Source organism: Rhodococcus sp. 14-2496-1d (assembly GCF_002259365.1).
In the GTDB taxonomy this organism is placed as follows: domain Bacteria; phylum Actinomycetota; class Actinomycetes; order Mycobacteriales; family Mycobacteriaceae; genus Rhodococcoides.
Map to the genome: position 1 here is coordinate 59,749 of NZ_NPFV01000013.1, position 21,201 is coordinate 80,949.

At 64.8% G+C, this 21,201-nt stretch carries 25 protein-coding genes; 14 read left to right on the forward strand and 11 right to left on the reverse strand.

What is annotated here, in order from left to right; genetic code table 11:
• The first annotated feature begins 190 nt into the window (after positions 1-190).
• The gene (locus CH296_RS10025; RefSeq protein WP_094682406.1) at positions 191-916 is read left to right on the forward strand and encodes a haloacid dehalogenase type II; all 726 of its coding nucleotides are present in this window, start codon (positions 191-193) and stop codon (positions 914-916) included.
• Between the two features lie 266 nt (positions 917-1,182).
• Here CH296_RS10025 and CH296_RS10035 read toward each other — a convergent pair whose 3' ends face one another.
• The 4 genes from CH296_RS10035 to CH296_RS10050 all read right to left on the reverse strand — a co-directional run bounded on the left by CH296_RS10035 (position 1,183) and on the right by CH296_RS10050 (position 4,044).
• A complete protein-coding gene (locus CH296_RS10035; RefSeq protein WP_094682405.1) occupies positions 1,183-1,638 on the reverse strand; it encodes a MarR family winged helix-turn-helix transcriptional regulator in 456 nt (151 codons plus the stop codon).
• Positions 1,639-1,802: 164 nt separating this feature from the next.
• Complete coding sequence (locus tag CH296_RS10040) at positions 1,803-2,015, reverse strand: hypothetical protein (protein WP_032397043.1); 213 nt, start codon at positions 2,013-2,015, stop codon at positions 1,803-1,805.
• A gap of 16 nt (positions 2,016-2,031) precedes the next feature.
• Entirely contained in the window at positions 2,032-3,102 is a 1,071-nt protein-coding gene (gene mraY, locus CH296_RS10045; protein WP_032397044.1) for a phospho-N-acetylmuramoyl-pentapeptide-transferase, read from the reverse strand.
• Positions 3,103-3,219: 117 nt separating this feature from the next.
• Positions 3,220-4,044 carry a helix-turn-helix transcriptional regulator gene (locus tag CH296_RS10050; protein WP_256980400.1) on the reverse strand — a complete coding sequence of 275 codons (825 nt, stop codon included), beginning with the start codon at positions 4,042-4,044 and terminating at the stop codon, positions 3,220-3,222.
• A 45-nt stretch (positions 4,045-4,089) separates the two neighbouring features.
• On the opposite strand from CH296_RS10050, the gene CH296_RS10055 reads away from it, so the two are divergent.
• A complete protein-coding gene (locus tag CH296_RS10055) occupies positions 4,090-4,467 on the forward strand; it encodes a VOC family protein (protein WP_094684627.1) in 378 nt (125 codons plus the stop codon).
• Positions 4,448-4,873: a VOC family protein gene (locus CH296_RS10060; RefSeq protein ID WP_052049975.1), complete on the forward strand. Its 426-nt coding sequence runs from the start codon at positions 4,448-4,450 to the stop codon at positions 4,871-4,873. The genes CH296_RS10055 and CH296_RS10060 overlap by 20 nt, the downstream gene beginning before the upstream one ends.
• Positions 4,874-4,877: 4 nt before the next feature.
• Here the strand turns inward: CH296_RS10060 and CH296_RS10065 are convergent, their stop codons facing one another.
• The 4 genes from CH296_RS10065 to CH296_RS10080 form a co-directional block, all read right to left on the reverse strand.
• Positions 4,878-5,270 carry a VOC family protein gene (locus tag CH296_RS10065; protein ID WP_032397048.1) on the reverse strand — a complete coding sequence of 131 codons (393 nt, stop codon included), beginning with the start codon at positions 5,268-5,270 and terminating at the stop codon, positions 4,878-4,880.
• The gene (locus CH296_RS10070) at positions 5,267-5,788 is read right to left on the reverse strand and encodes a DUF664 domain-containing protein (RefSeq protein ID WP_094684628.1); all 522 of its coding nucleotides are present in this window, start codon (positions 5,786-5,788) and stop codon (positions 5,267-5,269) included. The genes CH296_RS10065 and CH296_RS10070 overlap by 4 nt, the downstream gene beginning before the upstream one ends.
• A 19-nt stretch (positions 5,789-5,807) precedes the next feature.
• Positions 5,808-6,161 carry a PLD nuclease N-terminal domain-containing protein gene (locus tag CH296_RS10075; protein WP_032397050.1) on the reverse strand — a complete coding sequence of 118 codons (354 nt, stop codon included), beginning with the start codon at positions 6,159-6,161 and terminating at the stop codon, positions 5,808-5,810.
• Between the two features lie 106 nt (positions 6,162-6,267).
• Positions 6,268-6,885: a LysE/ArgO family amino acid transporter gene (locus CH296_RS10080; RefSeq protein WP_094646296.1), complete on the reverse strand. Its 618-nt coding sequence runs from the start codon at positions 6,883-6,885 to the stop codon at positions 6,268-6,270.
• Between the two features lie 75 nt (positions 6,886-6,960).
• Here CH296_RS10080 and CH296_RS10085 point away from each other — a divergent pair, with 75 nt between their 5' ends.
• Positions 6,961-7,815 (forward strand): LysR family transcriptional regulator ArgP, encoded by an 855-nt coding sequence (locus CH296_RS10085; protein ID WP_045197864.1) that lies wholly within the window; start codon positions 6,961-6,963, stop codon positions 7,813-7,815.
• 1 nt (position 7,816) lies between these two features.
• Here CH296_RS10085 and CH296_RS10090 read toward each other — a convergent pair whose 3' ends face one another.
• A complete protein-coding gene (locus CH296_RS10090; RefSeq protein WP_045197865.1) occupies positions 7,817-8,221 on the reverse strand; it encodes a hypothetical protein in 405 nt (134 codons plus the stop codon).
• Positions 8,222-8,290: 69 nt separating this feature from the next.
• Positions 8,291-9,619, reverse strand: a complete 1,329-nt coding sequence (gene lat, locus CH296_RS10095) for an L-lysine 6-transaminase (RefSeq protein ID WP_094684629.1) — start codon at positions 9,617-9,619, stop codon at positions 8,291-8,293.
• Between the two features lie 124 nt (positions 9,620-9,743).
• Here lat and CH296_RS10100 point away from each other — a divergent pair, with 124 nt between their 5' ends.
• Genes CH296_RS10100 through CH296_RS10110 form a run of 3 tightly spaced genes read left to right on the forward strand, consistent with a single transcriptional unit; the run spans position 9,744 to position 12,867 of the window.
• Complete coding sequence (locus tag CH296_RS10100; RefSeq protein WP_094684630.1) at positions 9,744-11,279, forward strand: aldehyde dehydrogenase family protein; 1,536 nt, start codon at positions 9,744-9,746, stop codon at positions 11,277-11,279.
• A 4-nt stretch (positions 11,280-11,283) separates the two neighbouring features.
• Positions 11,284-12,522: a hypothetical protein gene (locus CH296_RS10105; RefSeq protein WP_094684631.1), complete on the forward strand. Its 1,239-nt coding sequence runs from the start codon at positions 11,284-11,286 to the stop codon at positions 12,520-12,522.
• A 51-nt stretch (positions 12,523-12,573) separates the two neighbouring features.
• Positions 12,574-12,867 carry a hypothetical protein gene (locus CH296_RS10110; RefSeq protein WP_094684632.1) on the forward strand — a complete coding sequence of 98 codons (294 nt, stop codon included), beginning with the start codon at positions 12,574-12,576 and terminating at the stop codon, positions 12,865-12,867.
• 98 nt (positions 12,868-12,965) lie between these two features.
• On the opposite strand, the gene CH296_RS10115 is transcribed toward CH296_RS10110, so the two are convergent.
• Positions 12,966-14,651: a cutinase family protein gene (locus tag CH296_RS10115; protein ID WP_032397058.1), complete on the reverse strand. Its 1,686-nt coding sequence runs from the start codon at positions 14,649-14,651 to the stop codon at positions 12,966-12,968.
• Positions 14,652-14,755: 104 nt separating this feature from the next.
• Here CH296_RS10115 and CH296_RS10120 point away from each other — a divergent pair, with 104 nt between their 5' ends.
• The 7 genes from CH296_RS10120 (at position 14,756) to CH296_RS10150 (ending at position 21,156) form a co-directional block, all read left to right on the forward strand.
• On the forward strand, positions 14,756-15,010 hold the full coding sequence (locus CH296_RS10120) for a hypothetical protein (RefSeq protein ID WP_143546344.1): 255 nt from the start codon (positions 14,756-14,758) through the stop codon (positions 15,008-15,010).
• 86 nt (positions 15,011-15,096) lie between these two features.
• Positions 15,097-15,984, forward strand: a complete 888-nt coding sequence (locus tag CH296_RS10125; protein ID WP_094656728.1) for a hypothetical protein — start codon at positions 15,097-15,099, stop codon at positions 15,982-15,984.
• Positions 15,981-18,167, forward strand: coding sequence for a cation-translocating P-type ATPase (locus CH296_RS10130; RefSeq protein WP_094684634.1), 2,187 nt, complete (start codon positions 15,981-15,983; stop codon positions 18,165-18,167). The genes CH296_RS10125 and CH296_RS10130 overlap by 4 nt, the downstream gene beginning before the upstream one ends.
• 43 nt (positions 18,168-18,210) lie before the next feature.
• Complete coding sequence (locus CH296_RS10135) at positions 18,211-18,444, forward strand: RNA-binding S4 domain-containing protein (RefSeq protein WP_032397061.1); 234 nt, start codon at positions 18,211-18,213, stop codon at positions 18,442-18,444.
• Positions 18,441-19,178, forward strand: coding sequence for a class I SAM-dependent methyltransferase (locus CH296_RS10140; RefSeq protein WP_094628922.1), 738 nt, complete (start codon positions 18,441-18,443; stop codon positions 19,176-19,178). Before CH296_RS10135 ends, CH296_RS10140 begins: the two co-directional genes overlap by 4 nt.
• Positions 19,175-20,692: an NAD(P)/FAD-dependent oxidoreductase gene (locus CH296_RS10145; protein ID WP_032397063.1), complete on the forward strand. Its 1,518-nt coding sequence runs from the start codon at positions 19,175-19,177 to the stop codon at positions 20,690-20,692. The genes CH296_RS10140 and CH296_RS10145 overlap by 4 nt, the downstream gene beginning before the upstream one ends.
• 8 nt (positions 20,693-20,700) lie before the next feature.
• A complete protein-coding gene (locus CH296_RS10150) occupies positions 20,701-21,156 on the forward strand; it encodes a GNAT family N-acetyltransferase (protein ID WP_094684685.1) in 456 nt (151 codons plus the stop codon).
• The last annotated feature ends 45 nt before the right edge of the window (positions 21,157-21,201 follow it).

Sequence of the window (21,201 nt, forward strand, 5' to 3'; positions counted from 1 at the left end):
ACGGTGAACAACCCGATACATCTGCTGCGCAACACGTTTGATCTCGAATCGGTCGGCGTCCGGTCCGGTGGTCGCAGCGACGGTCGGACGCTCGAGAACAGACGAAGAGCAGTAGGCTGCTGGTGACCTGAACACGGTATCGGCACGAACAGTCGGCCGTCATCGAATTGTCGCAAGGAGGACCGGCCGCATGAATCTCGCCGACTACGACGTCCTGAGCTTCGATTGCTACGGAACGCTGATCGATTGGGAAGCGGGCATCCTCGAGGTGCTCAGACCATGGGCGCAGCAGGCCGGTTCTCCGCTGTCCGACGACGAGCTTCTCGAGATGCACGGCGTCAACGAATCTCAGGCGCAGCGGGATTCACCCTCTGCGCTGTACCCGCGGATACTCGCCGATGCTTTCGCGCAGACCGGGCGCGCATTGGGAATACCTGTATCGGCCGAGTGGGCGGACAAGCTCGGGGCCTCCGTTTCGGACTGGCCGGCATTCGAGGACTCCGCCGACGCCTTGGCGTCCCTCGGTGAGAGCTACAAGCTCGTCATACTGTCCAATGTGCACCGCGACGGTTTCGCAGGTAGCAACCGCCGGCTCGGCGTGCAGTTCGATGCCATCGTGACCGCGGAGGACGTCAAGGCCTACAAACCGGCCGACAACCACTTCGACGCGCTCGATGGAGTCCTCGAGACGCTGGGTGTTCCACGATCACGGCTACTCCATGTTGCGCAGAGCCTGTTCCACGATCACGTACCGGCGAAACGGCACGGCATCGCCTCGGTGTGGATCGATCGGCGACACGATCGCCCCGGATGGGGCGCAACACCGGAGCCGTCCGAGCAATACAGCGTCGACATGAAATTCCCGAGCATGGCCGCATTCGCAGCAGCGGCCCGCGAAGCCCGCTCGGATGCGTAAGGTCTCCGCACTGATTGGATTCTCACTCGGGCTCATCGCGTCGATCGGTATCGTCCTGTGGACGGGCGCACCGCGTCGAGTGAATTACGCGTTCGTCGCAGGCCATTCGCAGTACTCGGAGTTCCTGGGTATGCCTGGGCCGCTGGGCGCACTCGTAGTCGGTTTGCCTGTTCTGGGAGCAGTCGTCGGCTTAGTTGTAGGCGTGCTGATGTCGAGGGCTCGAGGGTAACCCGATCCCGCGCGAGGTGGCCCGCACCGCCTGATCGTCACCAATGCCAGGCATTGCCTCCGACGTTCTCGATCGTTCGTTGCAGGACTTCGATGGTGGTCACGAAGTCGGCCTCGCTGATGCCCCTCATGCGCTCCTTCTGCAGCATGTTCTGGAGATCGGCTGCGCGCCTGAACGTGTCGCGACCATCCGGGGTGAACGTCATACGCGAATTCGATTCCACGATCCAACCTTTGGACTCCGCGGAGTCGATGGCCTCGACGATGACCTCCGGGGTGTCGTTGTGACCGATCTTCTCGATCGTCTCGGCGCGATCGGCTCCTGCGGGATGCAGCGAGATCTGATGTAGGAGCCACCATTCGGGTTGTGTGACGCCTATTTCGTGGAGTGCGCCGCGGGTTCGTGCTCGAATGGCTTCCCCGGCTCGCGCGGTCCAGAACCCGATGGGCTGACGCTCTGGCGGCTGCATCGGTCTGCTGGTTGTCGTTGTCATGAGGCAGACCCTAAAACCTGAACAGAGCTTGAGGTCAAGTGGCCCGTGGGTCGATGTTCAGGACTACACGAACGAGTCCGTACTTCAGCACGCAGGTAGTTCTCGGCCACAAGTTCACCCGGCCACTCCGCTCGGCCCGGGCTGCATGGTCGCGCCCTGAAGCCTTATTCGTCGGTGCGCAGTTGGTCGACCAGTGCGAAGAGTCGGCCCAGGTAGTCGCTGTGGAAGACTTCCGTCGCGCGGATTTTGGCGTCTCCGTCGAGACCGAATTGAAGATTGACGAGTTCGACCCCGATGGCGACGCGTCGAGCATCGAGTTGCTCGAGTTCGGCGGCGAGAGCGTCGACCTTGGCAACCGGAGACAGTTCGTCAGTCATCCCAGAATCGTAGAGGTCAGCCGACGGCGGCGAGGAACTCGCTGTAGAACAACCCGAGCCCCAGTGCCGACGCGATGGCAGCGAACAGCCACAGTCGTATGATGACCGTCGTTTCCGCCCAGCCGGCCAGCTCGAAATGGTGGTGGATGGGTGCCATGCGGAACGGTCGCTTTCCGGTGCTCTTGAACGACGCGACCTGGATGACGACGGAGGCACTCTCGGCGACGAACAGGGCTCCGAAGACGAGGGCGATCAGTTCGGTCTTGCTCACGATCGACAGGCCTGCGAGCAGTCCGCCGAGGGCGAGTGAGCCGGTGTCGCCCATGAAGATCTTCGCCGGAGCTGCGTTCCACCAGAGGAATCCGATGCAGGCACCCGCGGCAGCCGCGCAGACGACGGCGAGGTCGAGTGGATCGCGCACCTGATAGCACCCGGCCACGGAGTTGGTTGCGCAGGATTGCCGGTACTGCCAGAACGTCATCACCGTGTACGCGCCGAGGACGAGTGTCATCGATCCTGCGGCCAAGCCGTCGAGACCGTCGGTGAGGTTGACCGCATTGGACCAGGCGACGACCAGGAAGACACAGAACAGCACGAAGACGATCGGGGCCATGGTGAAGAACGTGGACTGGCGTACCAGCGACAGTTCGACATTGCCCGGAGTCAGTCCGTTCCCATTGCGGAACTGCAGCGCCAGCACGGCGAAGATCACCGCTGCACTGATCTGTCCGACGTACTTGCCGGTCGCCTTGAGTCCGAGGCTCCGCTTCATGCGGAGCTTGATGTAGTCGTCGAGAAAGCCGACAACGCCGAGTGCCGTCGCAAGAGCGAGTATCAACAGCGCCGAAGCCGACGGTCCGTCACCGCCCATCGTCACCAGGTGGGAGCCGAGGTAACCGGCCCACAGGCCGACGATGATCGCGACGCCGCCCATCGTCGGCGTTCCTCGCTTGGCGTGGTGACTTGCCGGACCCTCGACACGGATCTCCTGGCCGAATCCCTGCCGGGTGAACAGCGCGATGAGAAATGGAGTCAACAGAATCGAGACCGCCAACGCGATTCCACCGGCGATGAGAATGTTGATCATGCGTTGAAGCCCACTCTTCCTCTGTGCTGCTGTTCCTCACCGAGATGCTCGTCGAGCACCGCGGGATACTGTGCCAAACGAATCCGCAAAAGTCGCATTGCGTGACGAAGGCGTTACTCAGGGTTGGTAGGCGCTCGGCGGCATTCCGACCAGTTCGGTGAACTCCCGAGTGAAGTGAGCCTGGTCGAACCAGCCGTATCGGGCGGCCAGGTCTGCCAGCGGACCCGAGTAGCCGTTGTCGAGCTCACTGACAGCGTCGTGAATCCGATACCGCCCGAGCACCCACTTGGGCGTCGCACCGACGTAGCGCTCGAACAGCCGTTGCAATCGACGGGTGCCGATTGCGCACCGCTGTTCCACCTGTGCGACGCGAACCAGCGTCCGGTCGCGCAGCATCGTCGTGATGATGTCCAGGACGGTCCGGTACTCCGGTTCCACGTGACGGGCATAGGGCACGAGAACCGAGTCGACGACGGTTCGGCAGTGGTCGGCATTGAGATGTCCTCCCAGCTCGGCCAGTGCAGCAACGGTCTCGGCTCGGAACGGGGTCGGCGGCGCGACCGAGACGTCGCGCAGATTTCGGGCCACGGTTCCGGTGAAACTCGCGTATCCGCCGGGACGGAACTTGACCCCGAACACCCAACCGGATTCGGCGAGCACGACGTCGAAGCGACGGGTGAGCACGCCCGTCACGACCACCGGTTCGACGACGCCTTCCCGGGTCCAGCCGTGCTCGACGCTCAACGTGCAGGCCGGGTGTGGGAGCGTCGAGCTGCGATACGAGATGTCCGACGGCAGATCCCATCGCAGCTGCCAGTAGTTCTCGACCCACGGTTCCAACGCCGCTGCACACGGCAGCCGTGTCAGATCGACATACCGAGCCAGCTGATCCGGCCGCAGGACGCCGGACTGGGTGGCTGTCGCGTTTTTCCTATCCGGCACGCGCGTCAGTGTAGGAGCCTGGTCCGACACGAAAAGGAGAACACCATGACCCAGACACCCGTTGCCACGCTGAAGATGGTCACCCTGGACTGTGCCGACCCTACGGCCAGCGCCGAATTCTGGTCGTCGTTGCTGGGCTGGAGCGTTGTGCACGCGGAGCAGGACTACGCGATGCTGCAGGGTCCGAGCAGCGCGCTCGGATTCGGTCGCGTCGACGATTACCAACCGCCGTCGTGGCCCAACGCCAACGGCAGCAAGCAGTTTCACTTCGATCTGGCGGTCGAGGACCTCGATGTCGCGGCGTCGGCTGCGGTGGAGCTGGGTGCGACGCTGCCCGAGGACCAGCCGGGCGATACCTGGCGGGTGCTGCTGGATCCGGCCGGGCATCCGTTCTGTCTGACGAATGCCGCGAACTGGGGCTGACACGGCTAGCCTTGTCGTCGTGAAACCACGTCTGGCAGGAATCGAGATCGTCGTCGCCGATATGGCCGCAGCTCTGGCGTTCTATCGCGTTCTGGGACTGGACATTCCGGCCGACGCCGATGCCGAGCAGCACGTAGAGGTCGACCTCGGCGGCGTCAGGTTGCTGTTCGACCTGCCGTCGACCATCGCGTCGTTCGATCCGACGTGGACGCCGCCCAGCGGGGGCCACCGCGTCGCGCTCGCGTTCGATTGCGGTTCCGCCGCCGGAGTGGACGCGGCGTGGGCAGCGGTGACCGAGGCGGGGTACACCGGACACCTGCAGCCGTGGGATGCGTTCTGGGGGCAGCGTTATGCCGTCGTACACGATCCCGACGGCACCACCGTCGATCTGTACGCGAACCTCTGAGGCGTCAGCTCGACGGAGCGATGATCTGAATCAGGTTGCCGCAGGTGTCGTCGAACACCGCAGTGATCACCGGGCCCATCTCGGTGGGCTGCTGAGTGAACCGAACGCCCAGGCCGATGAGCCGATCGTATTCTGCTGCAACACTGTCCACCGCGAACTGTGTGAACGGGATGCCGTCCGCGAACAGTGCATCCTTGAACGGTGCGGTTGCGGGATGACCGCTGGGCTCGAGCAGCAACTCGGTGCCTTCAGGATCCTGCGGCGAGACGACCGTGAGCCAACGATCGGGGCCACCCATGGCTACGTCGTGCTTGACGACGAAGCCCAGTACCTCGGTGTAGAACGTCAGCGCTTTGCTCTGATCGTCGACGAAGACGCTGGTGATGTTGATTCTCATGCCGGTCCCTCACCTCTCGGCCCGCCGGCCAGTTCGACTGCGACGTCGAGGTGGCCGAGGTGACGGGCGTATTCCTGGAGTACATGGAAGCAGATCCAGATCAGAGTCGGCCGCTCATCGGTGAATCTTCCACCGAGAGTTGCCAATTCGTCCATCCGATGTGTGCTCAGTACTTCTTCGGTGAGCCGGGCACCGTCGTCGAGCCTGGTCAGCAGGGTCTCGGCGTCCACTTCGGCCGGCACATGCCAGGAGCCGTCTTTCTCGTCACCCCACGGCGCGTCGACTGCCCTGCCGAGAAATCCCCAGACGAACCAGCGCTGCTCCATGTGCACCAGATGGGTCAGCATCTGTAGTGGGGTCCACTCGGAGGGTAGGGCTGTGGTGGTCAAGGAATCGCCGCTCAGGGCCGTGATTCGCCGTACCAACTCGCCGCGATAGAAGCGCAGGTACTCGCGAAACAGGTTGGCGGGATCGGAGAGGGCGGAGTTCGGTTCGGGAAACGTCGTCAGCTTGGCCATGGCTTCTCTAGTTGTCGGCTCATTCGCTCTTGCGCTGTTCGCGGGCGATGCGACGCTGCTCCTCGGCGCGGGCGCGGCAGCGGCGTAGGAACTCCTCGTCGCTTTCCTGCGACTGGGCGACGGCCCGTCCGGGCCTTGCGTCGTACTCGGGGTAGGCCGACGCAGTACGAGGTGCACCGCTGCCACCCCAGATGCCGCCGTTCTCGGGCCGGCCGACGATGAGCCACGCAATGGACCCGGCGAGCGGCAGAACGATGACGAGCAGCAGCCAGACGATCTTCGGGAGGTGCCGGATTCTCGAATCGTCGGCGGTGATGACGTCGATCAAACAGAAGATCGACAGCAGCATGATCAGCAGGCCGAGGTACGGCACGGAAAATCCTCCAGTCTTTTCGAGACCGTGCGGTCGGTCTTTCGCGACTATCAGATCACTCGTTGTACCACCGATCAAGTGCTGCGAACGTCTCGAGTGTCGTGGCTCAGCCGAAAACCAGCAGAGCAGCCAGGGTGAGCATCATCGCTCCGATGCCGAGGTCGAGTACTCGCCACGCCGCGGGCTTGGCGAACAGCGGACTGAGCACCCGTGATCCGTAGCCCAGGGCGGTGAACCACAGGACGCTGCCCAGCATCGCGCCGACGGCGAACCACCACCGCAAGTCCCCCGGCTGTCGGTTGCCGATCGAGCCGAGAAACACCACGGTGTCGAGGTAGACATGCGGATTGAGCCAGGTCAGGGCCAGGCAGGTGGCAAGGGCGGCGATCAGCGAACCCGTTCCCTCCACCTGGGAGGTCATGGAAGCAGGTGTTCGGGCGCGGTTCAACGCCATCAGACCGTAGACGAGGAGAAACAGAGCACCCAGGACGGTCACGATCCGCAGAGCCACGGGAAATCGATCCACGAGGACACCGATTCCAGCCACCCCGGCCAGGATGAGGACCGCATCGGACAGTGCGCACACCGCGACCACCGGTAATACGTGGGCTCGTTGCAGCCCCTTGCGCAGCACGAAGGCGTTCTGCGCTCCGATGGCGACGATGAGGGAAAGTCCGACGCCCAGTCCGGTGAGGGTCGATTGTGCGGCCGCAAGGGAGGTCATGACGGCAACGTTAGGAGCGAGCCGTCATTAGGTCCAGCGAATGTATTTCAGGAACAATTAGCGTAGCTTCATCTGATGGAGATCGAGCAGCTCAGAGCCCTGAGGGCCGTGGTCGACAGCGGAACGTTCGAAGCCGCGGCCCGCGCGCTGTACGTGACGCCCTCGGCGGTGAGTCAGCGCATCAAGTCACTGGAGCAATCACTCGGCCGGACTTTGGTCCAGCGGAGCAAGCCGGTGGTCGCAACTCAGTCGGGCGTCGCAGTGCTGCGTCTGGCGCGCCAGATCGACACTCTCACCGAGCAGACTCGTGCCGAACTGAGTGACGACGGCGTCGCCGCGCCGATTTCGCTCGCCGTCAATGCGGATTCGATGGCGACCTGGGTGTTGCCCGCGCTCTCTTCACTGGCGCGCAACACCACCTTCGACCTGCATCGACAGGATCAGGACCGGACGGCGCAGTTGCTGCACGACGGGATCGTCTCCGCCGCAATAACGTCCGTTGCCGATCCGGTTCGTGGCTGCACCGTCCGACGCCTCGGTGCAATGCGCTACCGGCCGTCGGCCACACCCGAGTTCATCGAACGGTGGTTCACCGCAGGAGTGACGGCAGAGGCCTTGCGCTCCGCGCCGGTGGTGGTGTTCGATGCCGACGACCGGTTGCAGGACAACTACTTACAGCGATTCGATGTCGAACCGCATGAGCCGCCGAGACATCTGGTGCCTGCGTCCTCGGATTACGCACGGGCCGTCGACCTCGGCTTCGGCTGGGGCATGATTCCGGATCTTCAGGCCCGCGAGACGCTGATGTGCTTCGACGACAACGGAATCGACGACGTGACGCTGTATTGGCAGCAGTGGTCGTTGTCGTCTGCCGCACTCCAACGGGCAGCCGATGCCGTGGCAGAGGGCGCAGAGCGAATGTTGTTGTGATTCAGGCCGGACTGTCGTTCGGCACGATCTCGGGCAGACCGTCGCCGACCGGATCGAGAATCGCCGCCGAGCGGGCACCCCACCGCTCGTGCGCGGATTGCCGCGACATGCCGACGGCCGTCCCGATCGTCGCCCACGTTGCACCCTGAACCCGGAGCACCACCACGGTTTCGATGCCGTCCAGGCCTGCCGCCAGTTGCACGCGCAGGCTGAGTAGATGCCACGCGAGACTCCGACGTGCAGGCAGATCGGAAGATTGATCGGCCTCCCATTCCGGGGTGCCCGGCAGCGGACCGGTGCCGATGATCTCGTCTGCGATACGGCCCGCTTCGGTGGCTGCCGCTGTTACGACCGCCCGCGTTGCAGCGGTGATATCAGCCTCGGCTGCGAGGGTGATGGGATCCATGACCGACCTCCTGTGTCAGGAAAATCCTGACAGCAGGCCGCCGATGTTGTCAAGAGTTACCTGACAATGTCAGAGCATTCTCAGCACCCGGTCGATGGAGTCGACGGCCTGGGTCAGCTCGGTTTCGGTGATCGTCAGTGCAGGGCGGAATCGCACTGCCGACTCGCCGCAGCCGAGCGCCAGAACATGTTCCTCGGTGCGCAACAGCTCGATCACTCGGTCGCGGGTGGAGGCGTCGGGTAGGGAGAAGGCGCACATCAGCCCGCGTCCACGGACCTCGGATACAGCCGTGTGTCGAGTTGCCAGCTCCTGCAACATGTTCAACAGCACTGCTCCGAGCTCACCGGCGCGGTCGATGAGCTTCTCGGATTCGACCACTTCCAGAATTCGACGCGACCGCACCATGTCGGTGAGGTTGCCACCCCACGTCGAGTTGATGCGGGAGCTGACAGCGAAGACATTGTCGTCGATGTCGTCGACGCGACCGCCGGCCATGACGCCGCAGACCTGAACCTTCTTACCGAAGGCGACGACATCGGGGACGACGCCCAGCTGCTGGAATGCCCATGCGGTGCCGGTCATTCCGGCACCGGTCTGCACCTCGTCCATCACGAACAGCGCGTCGAACTCGTGGCACAGCTCGCGCAGCTTCTGCAGGAAGCGCGGCCGGAAGTGATGGTCTCCACCCTCGCCCTGGATGGGTTCGATTATGGCGCAAGCGATGTCGTGCGGATTGGCCTCGAACGCCACGCGGGCTGCCGCCAGCGATGCGTCCTCGAGATCGTCCATGTTCGCGTCGGATCTGATGAAGGGGGACGGGATGCGCGGCCAGTCGAATTTCGGGAAGCGGGCGACCTTGTTCGGGTCGGTGTTGGTCAGCGACATCGTGTAGCCCGAGCGTCCGTGGAATGCGTGCTCGAAGTGCATCACCTGCGAGCCCAACGAGGGATCGATGCCGTTGCGCTCGTTCCACCGTGACTTCCAGTCGAAGGCGACCTTCAACGCGTTCTCCACCGCCAGTGCGCCGCCCTCGACGAAGAACAGGTGCGGTAGGCGAGCGTCACCGAGAACCCGCGCGAACGTGTCGACGAATCGGGCCATGGGCACGGTGTAGATGTCGGAGTTGCTGGGCTTGTTCATCGCCGCCTGCATGAGATCGGCCCGAAACTCCGGGTCGTCGATCAGAGCGGGATGGTTCATGCCCAGCGCATTGGACGCAAAGAAGGTGAACAGGTCCAGATAGCGGGTGCCGTCTCTGGCGTCGACCAGGGTGCACCCGGTCGAAGCATCGAGGTCCAGTACCAACTCGAAACCGTCGGCCAACAGGTGTTCGCCGATCACGTCGCGGACGTTGGAGGCATCGATGGTCACTCCGGTGCGCTGTAATACTTGCGTCATGAAGACGAAGATACGCGTTAAAATTCCGTAAGCAAGTCCACATGACAGGAAATTATACTGTTGTGACCGTCGTCGGTAGGCTGATCTTCGACGGTTCGGTTCTCTTCACGGAAGGTGTACGCGCATGTCTGCATCCATCACCCACGACGAGTTGAGTGTGCGCACTCGCGCCATCCTCGACCGGCTGGGTGCCACGATCGCGCTCGACGCCCCCGCGGGACCCGACGCGATCATCGCGCGGTCGCCGATCACCGGTGGGAACCTGGCGTCGCTGGCGTCGGCCTCGGCTGCCGACGTCGAGGCCGTCGTCGCCGACGCGCGCACCGCGTTCGTGTCGTGGTCGCAGGTGCCCGCTCCGGTACGTGGTCAGGTGATTCGGGAACTCGGCGAACTGCTGCGCGTACACAAAGAGGATCTGGGCGCGCTGGTGTCCATCGAGGCCGGAAAGATCGTCTCCGAGGGGCTCGGTGAGGTGCAGGAGATGATCGACATCTGCGACTTCGCCGTCGGACTCTCGCGTCAGCTGTACGGCAACACGATCGCCACCGAACGGCCCGGGCATCGGATGATGGAGCAATGGCATCCGCTCGGTGTCGTCGGTGTCATCACCGCCTTCAATTTCCCTGTCGCGGTGTGGAGTTGGAATACCGCTCTTGCGCTGGTCGCGGGAGACACCGTCATCTGGAAGCCGTCGGAGAAGACTCCGCTGACCGCCGTCGGAGTGCAGGCGCTGTTCGAGCGTGCCGCCGCTGCCGCGGGAGTGGACCCCAAGATCGCACAGCTGGTGATCGGTGATCGCGCGTCCGGCGAAGCGTTGGTGGACGATTCGCGAGTCGCGTTGGTGTCGGCCACCGGCTCGACGAGAATGGGCCGTGCCGTCGCACCTCGGGTCGCCGAGCGATTCGGCCGGGTGTTGCTCGAACTCGGTGGAAACAATGCCGCGATCGTGACGCCGTCGGCCGATCTCGATCTGACGACGCGTGGACTGGTGTTCTCGGCCGCCGGGACGGCCGGTCAGCGCTGCACCTCGCTGCGACGCGTCATCGTGCATTCCTCGGTCGCGGAGGAACTGGTCGCAAAGCTGGTCGCGGCATACGAGACGCTCTCCATCGGATCTCCCTTGGCCACAGACACTCTGGTGGGCCCGCTCATCGACGCCGGTGCGTTCGCGGGGTACCAGAAGGCGCTCGAAGCCGCGGTGTCCGACGGCGGAACAGTGGTGGTCGGCGGGGAACGGGTGAACGTGGTCGACGAGTATTCGTTCTACGTTCAGCCCGCGATCGTGACGATGCCCGCGCAGACCGACATCGTCAAGCACGAGACGTTTGCCCCCATCATGTACGTGCTGACGTACGACACCCTCGACGAGGCCATTGCACTGCACAACGATGTGCCGCAGGGTCTTTCGTCATCGATCTTCACGACCGACCTGCGTGAAGCCGAGCGCTTCCTGTCCGCTGCCGGCTCCGACTGCGGCATCGCCAACGTCAACATCGGACCGTCCGGCGCCGAGATCGGCGGGGCATTCGGCGGAGAGAAGGAAACCGGCGGCGGACGTGAATCCGGTTCGGACGCATGGAAGGCATACATGCGCCGAGCTACGAACACGGTCAACTACTCCAACGAACTGCCCCTGGCGCAGGGAGTGAAATTCGGCTGACGGCATGATCGACAGTATGAAAGTACTGTCGATGATCCTGGCCGGCTTCGTCGTCGGCTATGCGGTCAGTGATATCCGACCCTTCGACTCCCTGCTGAGCAGCACGGCCGAATTCGGTTCACCGACAACGATCGTCAACGGGCTCGCCGTCCTCGCGTTGACCGCCTGCCTGGTGAGCGTCGCGCTCGCGCGTTCGAGTGCGCGGGGTGTGCTGGTCGTGGCGATCGGAGCAGTACTCGTCGTCGTGTTCCGGACAGTCGGCATGGTGACCGGGATGTTTGGCGACTGGGCCTGCGCAGTGGGCGCAGGTGCCCTGCTCGGCGCCTCCGCCGTACTCGCGGGGCGACATCGCGCAGCGCAGGCATCGCTGGCCGTCGCCGCGATCGGAGCCGGTCTTCTCGGCACAGCGCTGGATGCCCTGTTGCAAGCCGACGACGGTCCCGTGTTCGTGTGGGATGTCGTCGGTGCCGAGGATGCGGTGGTTCCGGAGCGAGCGATCGTCATGGTGATTGCGGCACTGGGTACGGCGCTCTCGCTCTACCAGGCACACCGCGATGTGGCGTTGCAATCGCACGAGACCCGACGGACTCGGCTGATCGGACTTCCGCTGCCCATAGCTGCCGGTGTCGTGAGTTGGTTCGCCGCCGGCCACGACAGTGGGGATGCCGTCTGGCTCGGTGCACTTGCCGGTATGGCCGTGCTTGCGGTGGTGGCCGCGTTCGCATTCCCCGGGCGAGACGGGCGCGTACTGCTGGTGCTGTTCGCGTCGGCCACGATCGGGTCGATGGGATTCGCCGTCGAGGATTCGCTGCAACTCGCCGTGAGTGTCGCGTTGCTGGTCGTCGGAGCGGGGATCGGCTACCGGTGGCCGCAACTGTACGTCGGACTGGGTGGGCTGCTCGTCGTTGCCGGTGCATCGCTGATCGAGGGCTACATCGCTCTGCCGTCGTTGTCGCAGTTCGCTCTGCCGTTCGTCGTCGCGTACGCGCTGGTGTCCGTGTTGTCGACGGCGCCGGGTTCGCTGGCCGTCGCGTTGCCTGCGTTGTTCACCATGACTCTTCCGGTCGTGGTGTATTCCGCGAGTTATCAGCCGGGCCTGTCTTCGGACGTTTCGGTCGCTACCCGCACGAGCGAGCCCGACCACCTGGTGTTGTCGCTGGCCGGGCTCGTGGTCGTTGCGGTGGTGACGGTTGCCTGCGCGGTGTTGATGCGCAGACCCACCCAGAATCCGGCGGCTCGGTAGCTGCCGACAGCGTCATTCCCGCGACGGCACCGTGGCCGTAGCCTGCATGGGATGGCCGATCACAACCGGAACAGAGATCTGCCCGACGACGTCTCCGATCTGACATTGGGTTTCTGCGTCGCCGTGGCGATGTTCTTGCCCTCGTATTTCGGTGCCACGCTCATCACCGACGCGCTGCTCGGCCGGGTTGGACTGCCGCTGTCCCCGCTGGCACTGGCACTGCTCGCGCCTCTTCCGACGCCGACCGGTCTCGACCGTGGCGGTCCGTCGATGGTGGTGTTCGTCGTTGTGGCGCTTCTGATCGTGGGCATCGTGATCCGAGGGAAGCTACGCGGCACGGCCTGAGTCCGGTGAATTCGACGGCAAACCGCTTGATGCGACAGCGCACGAGCCCGCCCACCCGATGACTGCGGTGGACGGGCTCGTGAGCGTTCTGCACTGGACTACGGCGCAGGTACAACCTCGGTGGTCGTGGGAATCACGGACTCGGCAGCCGTCTCGGTTGCGGTGACGCAGACCGGCGGTGCTCCCTCGACGGGGGTTTCACCCTCGACGGGGATCGTGCACTCGGGGGTCGTCGCGACGACGGCGGGTGCCGGTGTCTCGGCGGTGGTGACGGGTGCAGGCACAACCGGAACGGTGGTGGTCACGATCGGCGACGGGGTTGCCGGGGTGGTCGTGGTGGCCTTCGGAGTCGTGGTTGCCGACGTGGTCACAGGTGCCACGATCGTCTCGACCGCTGCACGTCCGGCCTTCTCCTGCACCTCTTTGGTCTTCACCGGCTCGCCCCGGTTGGCCTGCTCGGCCAGCTGGGTCAGCCAGGCCGCTGCGTACTGCACCGAGGTCAGTGGCTTGCCGTTGGCGGCGTCGGCGTCGCGCCAGTAGTCGAAGTGGTGTCCCGATCCGGGTGCCAGGGTGAGGCCGTACGGGTCGTTCATCACGACGGGGATGGTGTTCTGGTTCGAGGAGATGAATCCGGTGATCTCCTTGAAGATCTTCTGCGGCAGGTACACCATGTCGACCATCTGACCGGTCTCGATGGGCTCCTGCTCGCCGTCGACCTTGGCCGAGACCGGAGTGGTCACTGTGCCGGGCTTGTAGCCGGGCTCCGACACCTTGATCAGCACGTCGAGGAACGTCTCGTCACTCTGCATCCAATTGGGCTGAGAAGCAATGTCGTTGAAGGCATTGACGGCGATGCGTCCCAGTGCCAGCGCCAGATCGGCACCGGTGGCGGGGTTGAGGTTCTCGTTCTGCAGCGCGTCGGCGTTGACCTGGCGACCGACGTTGGCGGCGAGGTGAATCAGTGACGTGTTGGCGGGCAGTGCGCAGGTGAGGTCGCCGTCGGAGCAGAAGGACGCCACTCGGCCGTCGAGCGCTCCGAATCCACCGGACGTACCGGGTAGTGCTCCTTGACCGGGAATTGCGTTGTTGCCGTTCTGGTACCGGGTGTCGAAGCCGTCCGGATTGCTGAACGGGTTCTCGGCGCCGGGGAACGGTCCTTCCCCGGCGACGCGGCCGGCGTCGGCGAAGATGACGACACCGACGACCTGGTTGGGGTCGACGATTCCGTAGGTGCCGTCGGCGGACGCAACCTGGTTACCGACCTCCATCGCGGTGCGGCGGGCAACGTCTGCGCCCTCGCTGTAGCCGACGATGGCGAAGCGGGTCTTGGGGCAGGACGCCGAGATCGTCCTCATGATGGTCTGCGAGTTGGTGACGCCGGTCTGTACGGCGTTCTCGTAGCTCGCCAGGTCTGCCGGGTATTCGACGTACACCGCGGCGTAGGAGTCCGGAACCACGTTGCCGTTGTTGGGCGCACGGACGGCCTGGTCGATCCAGTCGCTGGAGTAGTCGCCGGACATCGCTGCGGGGAGCCGCTCGCCCTCGGGGGTGGTGAGCCACTTGACGCCCTCGCGCGGGGTGTCGCCGCGGCCGCCGATAGCGATGCTCACCATGTCGTAGCAGGTTGCGGTCGAGACCAGTTCGATCGATGCCTCGGTGCTCGTGGACGGAGTCGACCACGGTGCGGCAACGACCACTCCGGCACCGAGGGCTCCGATCGCAAACGCGCTCAGCGCGACGCGCGCACGCTTCGACTTGCCAACATTCATGTCTTCGATCCCCATCATGTCCGCCCGAACCGATCCCCACTGCAGTTGCCAATGGGTTACCCGGGGTTTCGTCGGTCGGGTCGTTCGCGTTACAAACCGCATCATTTACCGTCGTACGCATGGCTTTTCGCAGACGAATGACATCGACGGAATTCGACCTGACCGATGGGTCGACCTGCGTCGTGCGCGAGGCGGTGGCGTCGGACCTCCAATCGATCGTGGCTCTGCTCGTCGACGACCCGCTGGGTCTCATGCGGGAGCGCGCCGATGACATGGATCGGTATCGCACCGCCTTCGACGACATCTCATCGGACCCGCGAAACCTGCAGGTCGTGGCGGTGCACGGTGACGAGGTGGTGGGAGCGCTGCAGTAGACCGTCATGCCCGGGCTCGCCCACGTCGGATACAAGATGACACTCGGAACTACCGAATAGATACCCTGGGGGGGTAGGGTAGTGCCGTGAACACAGAACGGCAGGAGCTCGACGCACCCACCAAGCTCGTCGGATTTTTCGTCGGGATCGCGTTCCTGTTCCTGGCGGCGCTGTTCGTCGGGGACAAGATCGGACCCGACGCCCAGGCGACCGCAGCCGCGTCGCACACCGGCCACGACGCGCACGACGAGACGGCTGCCCCGGCCGCAGTGCCAGCCGGGCTCCAGGCCACCCAGGACGGCTATACACTCTCGCTCGAACGATCGGTCGTCGAATCGGGACCGGACGTACCGGTCGCCTTCACGATCAGCGGACCGGACGGGGCGGCACTGACCGACTACGACCTCATGCACACCGAGGAACTGCACCTCATCGTCGTTCGGCGTGATCTGACCGACTTCCAGCACGTCCATCCGACGCGCGACGCGTCGGGAACATGGTCGACGACTCTCGATCTCACCCGATCCGGGCCGTACCGCCTGTTCGCCGACTTCACCCCGGCCGGCGGGGAGAACATCACCCTCGGGGCAGAGTTGACCGTTCCCGGCGACTATCGGCCGGAGCCCCTGAGTACACCGAATGTGACATCGAGGGTCGACGGTTACGACGTGACGCTCACCGGAGCGGTCACCGCGGGCGAGGACTCCATCGTGTCCTTGTCGATCGCGCAGAACGGCCGCGAGGTCACCGATCTCGAGCCGTATCTCGGTGCCTACGGACACCTGGTGGCCCTCCGCGCCGACGACCTCGCCTATCTACACGTTCACCCCGAGGACGGCCCGCCGGGACCGACGGTCGACTTCACCGTCGACGCGCCGACCGCGGGAACATATGCGCTCTTCCTGGACTTTCAGCACGGGGGCGTCGTGCACACAGCCGAATTCACCATCGAAGCACGGGAGGAGCAGGCATGAGCCAGGAAACCGAACTGATCCTCGGCGGCATGACCTGTGCGTCGTGCGCCAACCGCATCGAACGCAAGCTCAACAAGCTCGACGGGGTAACGGCGACGGTCAACTACGCCACCGAGAAGGCGCGCGTCACCAGTGACGGCGTGGCCACCGAAGACCTCATCGCGGCCGTCGAGGCGGCCGGCTACACCGCCTCTCTGCCTGCGGCCGAACCGGCCGACCAGCCTCCCGCCGACCCGTTGAAGCAGCGGCTGATCGTCTCGGCGGTGCTCAGCGTGCCGGTGATCGCGATGGCGATGATTCCGGCGTTGCAGTTCACCAACTGGCAGTGGCTGTCGTTGACTCTCGCCGCGCCGGTGGTCGTATGGGGCGCGCTGCCGTTCCACCGCGCCGCATGGACCAATCTGCGGCACGGCACCTCGACCATGGACACCCTCGTCAGCATGGGCACCCTCGCGGCGTTGGGGTGGTCGCTCTATGCACTGTTCCTCGGCACCGCAGGCACCCCGGGTATGACGCATCCGTTCGAGTTCACGATCGCGCGTACGGACGGGGCAAGCAACATCTACCTCGAGGCCGCAGCGGGCGTTACCACCTTCATCCTGGCCGGACGATGGTTCGAGAGCCGATCCAAGCGCCAGGCCGGCGCGGCGCTGCGCGCTCTGATGGACCTCGGTGCCAAGACGGTGGCCGTTCTGAAAGGCGATACGGAACAAAAGATTCCGATCGAGCAGTTGGCCGTCGGCGATCTGTTCGTCGTTCGTCCGGGCGAGAAGGTCGCCACCGACGGCACCGTCGAGAGCGGCTCCTCGGCCGTCGACCGATCGATGCTGACGGGCGAATCCGTGCCCAAGGAAGTCGGCGTCGGCGACGCAGTGGTCGGCGCGACGCTCAACGTCGGTGGCCGAATCACCGTCCGAGCCAGGCGAATCGGCTCCGACACTCAGCTCGCACAGATGGCGAAGGCCGTCGAGGACGCGCAGACCGGCAAGGCGCAGGCGCAGCGATTGGCCGATCGTATCTCCGGGATATTCGTGCCGATCGTCATCGCGATCTCGGTCGCGACCCTCGGATTCTGGCTCGGTGCAGGCAGTTCCGCAGCGGGCGCGTTCACTGCTGCAGTCGCGGTGCTCATCATCGCGTGCCCGTGCGCGCTCGGCCTGGCCACACCGACTGCGCTGATGGTCGGCACCGGCCGGGCCGCTCAACTCGGGATCCTGATCAAGGGCCCGGAAATCCTCGAATCCACGCGCCGCATCGATACCGTCGTACTCGACAAGACCGGGACCGTCACCACCGGTGAGATGACGCTGCAGTCGGTTCACGTGGCCGACGGTGAGGACGAGACCGAGGTCCGTGCCGTGGCGGCAGCGTTGGAATCGGGTTCGGAACACCCCATCGCCCGCGCCATCGCGGGTTCGACCCGGTCCATGGCCGTCGAAGAATTCACCAGCCTCGACGGCCTCGGGGTGCAGGGCGTCGTGGACGGTCGCGCCGGCGTCCTCGGGCGTCGCTCGTTGTTGGCCGACTGGTCGATGCCTCTACCCACTGAACTCGCAGATGCATTCGAGGCCGCCGAACGGCAGGGACGCACCGCCGTCGCTCTCGGCTGGGACGGCAGGGCCCGCGGAGTGCTGGTGGTCGCCGACTCGGTCAAGCCGACTTCGAAGCAGGCCGTCGCGGAACTGCGGGCACTCGGCCTGACCCCGGTCATGCTGACCGGCGACAACGAGGCCACCGCTCGCACGATCGCCGCCGAGGTGGGAATCGACGAGGTCATCGCCGGTGTCCTGCCGACGGGCAAGGTCGATGCCGTTCGGGAACTGCAGGCGTCGGGCAAGGTGGTGGCGATGGTCGGCGACGGCATCAACGACGCGGCCGCCCTCGCCACGGCGGATCTGGGGCTTGCGATGGGTACGGGCACCGATGTGGCGATCGAGGCCAGCGACCTGACGTTGGTGCGCGGTGATCTACGGGCCGTGGGCGATGCCATCCGGCTCTCCCGGCGCACCCTGAGCACGATCAAGGGCAACCTGTTCTGGGCCTTCGCCTACAACGTCGCCGCTGTGCCGCTGGCCGCTGCGGGCCTGCTCAACCCGATGCTCGCCGGTGCCGCGATGGCGCTGTCGTCGGTGTTCGTGGTGAGCAACAGCCTGCGGTTGCGCCGGTTCCGTTCGTCGATGTGACCGGTTGGTAGCAGCGAACGGCTTGCTAGTACAGGATGGAGACATGTCCGACGCACACGATGTCCCCATCCGCGACGAATCGATCAGACTGGGTCAATTCCTCAAGCTCGCCAACCTCATCGAATCCGGTGCCGAGGCGAAGGGCGTGATCGCCGACGGTCTGGTCAGTGTCAACGGGGATGTGGATGTGCGGCGCGGACGGCAGTTGCAGCACGGTGATGTCGTATCGGTCCAGGGTGGGCCCTCGGCCCGCGTCAGCAAGGAAGAGGCACTGTGAAGGTCGGTAAGGGCGGACTGCCGCGCAACGAAGTTCCCGGGGCATTCGATGTCGGTGCCAAGGCGTACGACCGGCTCGTCGGAGCGAACCCCGGTTACCACGAACACCTGCTCAAGTCGGCCAAGCGGCTGCGGATCCCGAACCTGGGTGCAGGCCTGCGTCTGCTCGACATCGGTTGTGGCACCGGCGCATCCACTGCAGCGCTGCTCGAAGCCGCGCCGCATGCCGAGATCGTCGCCGCCGACGCGTCGGCCGAGATGCTCGAGGTCGCGCGGAGCAAGGACTGGCCGTCGAACGTGACGTTCGTGCACTCACGCGTCGAAGATCTGGCGATCAACGGGGTGGACGGTCCGTTCGACGCGATACTCGCCGCGTACCTCATCAGGAACGTCGACGATCCCGACACGGAGCTGAAATCGCTTCTGTCCCTGCTGCGTCCGGGCTCGACCATCGCATTCCACGAGTACTCGGTGCACGACTCGCTGCGGGCCAGGATCTCCTGGAACGTGGTGAGCTGGGGCATCATCATTCCTCTCGGCTGGCTGGCGACGCGCGACGCCACCCTGTACCGGCACCTGTGGCGCAGCGTCGTGACCTTCGACGGTGCCTCGGCCTTCATGCGGCGGATGCAGCGAGCCGGCTACACCGGGGTGGCCAAAGAGACCATGACCGGTTGGCAGAACGGTGTGGTGCACACGTTCCTCGGCTCTCGTCCCGCGGAGGAAGAGCGTTGACCGATTCCAAGAGAGTCACTCATGCTGCGGTGCAAGGGTATTCCGACGCCGCACAGCTGGCGGACGTTCCGCAGGTGGTGGTGGTCGGCGGTGGCATCGCGGGTCTGAGTGCTGCGACCGCGCTGGCCGAGCGGGGGGTGAAAGTGCACGTGGTCGAACGCGAGAGCTACCTCGGCGGCCGCGTCGGCGGATGGGACACGACGCTCGAGGACGGCTCACCCGCCACCATGAGCCGCGGCTTCCATGCGTTCTTTCGGCAGTACTACAACCTGCGAAACCTGCTCCGCCGCACCGACCCCGAGTTGGCTCGGCTGCGTCCGGTGGACGACTACCCACTGATCGACGGTGACGGCCGGATCGACGGATTCAAGGGCTTGCCCGAAACGCCGCCACTCAACGCCTTCGCGTTCGTCAAACGTAGTCCGACGTTCCGGTGGAAGGACCTCACCGACCTCAACGGTATTGCGGCACTGCCGTTGATGACGGTCAGCGTGCCCAAGACCTTCGACGAGCTGGACACCACTCCCGCCGCAGAGTTCTTGCGCAACATCAACTTCCCCGAGGCCGCGCGGCACCTGGCGTTCGGAGTGTTCTCCCGCAGCTTCTTCGCCGACCCCGAGAAGATGTCTGCCGCCGAGCTCGCCATGATGTTCCACATCTACTTCCTCGGCTCCTCCGAGGGCCTGATCTTCGACGTTCCCCGTGACCCGTACCCGCAGGCTCTGTGGAACCCGTTGGGGGAGTACCTCACCGGACTCGGAGTCGACATCAGAACCTCCACACCGTGCGGCGAGATCAGCCGCGGCGGGTTGCGAAAGTTTCGCGTCGACGCAGGCGGCATCATCGACGCCGACGCGGTGGTACTGGCGACCGACATCGCCGGATTGCAGCGAGTGCTCGAGCAGTCACCCGAGCTGGGGACGCCCGATTGGCGCAAACAGGTTGCTGCGCTGCAGAACACACCGCCGTTCCTGGTGCACCGCGTGTGGTTGAGCAAGGCCGTCAACGCCGATCGCCCCGCCTTCATCGGCACCGGTGGCATGCCTCCGATCGACAACATCAGCGTGCTCGAGCGGTTCGAGGACGAGGCCGCACAGTGGGCTGCCCGCACCGGCGGCTCCGTCGTCGAACTGCACGCCTACGCCGCCGAGGAATCCGAGGAGGTGACGCGTCAGCAGCTGATGGATCGGATGCACGAGATCTATCCGGAAACCGCCGATGCAGAGGTGATCGCAGAACGATCCGAGTGGCGTGACGATTGCCCCATGTTCGGCCTCGGCGCGTTCGCCGAGCGCCCCACCGTCCGTACCCCCGAACCCGCACTGGTACTTGCCGGCGACGGAATCCGTATCGATCTGCCGGTGGCGCTGATGGAACGTGCGGCCACCACCGGGCTGCAGGCCGCGAACACACTGTTGGCGAGCTGGGGCGTCACCGGTCACGACATCGAAACAGTGCCGACGAGTGGACGATTCAAGATGTTCGACGCCATCGAGAGGCTCATGAACAGGTGAGTTCCGGCATGCGGATCGAGGTCGACGATCTGTCGCGTCCGCAGGTGCAGGCGCTGCTGACCGAGCATCTCGCGGACATGAACGCCACCTCGCCTGCCGAGAGTGTGCATGCCCTGGATCTATCGGGTCTGCGGGGGTCCGACGTCTGCGTGTGGACGGCTTGGGATGCCGACACACTGTGCGGTATCGCAGCGCTGAAGGAGCTCACCCCGGATCATGGCGAGCTGAAGTCGATGCGGACCACGGGGGCGGCGAGGGGGCAGGGTGTCGCCTCGCGCCTGCTCGTGCATGTTCTCGACGATGCGCGTCGACGTGGGTACGGGCGGGTGAGCCTGGAAACGGGAACCCAGGACTACTTCGCTGCTGCCCGCAGGCTGTATGTGCGCCACGGGTTCGTCGAGTGCCCACCGTTCGCGGACTACGTGCTCGATCCATCGAGCACGTTCTTCTCGTTGTCTCTGTAGAGGTCCCGATGACGGAGGGCCGGCACCGAGTATTCGGTACCGGCC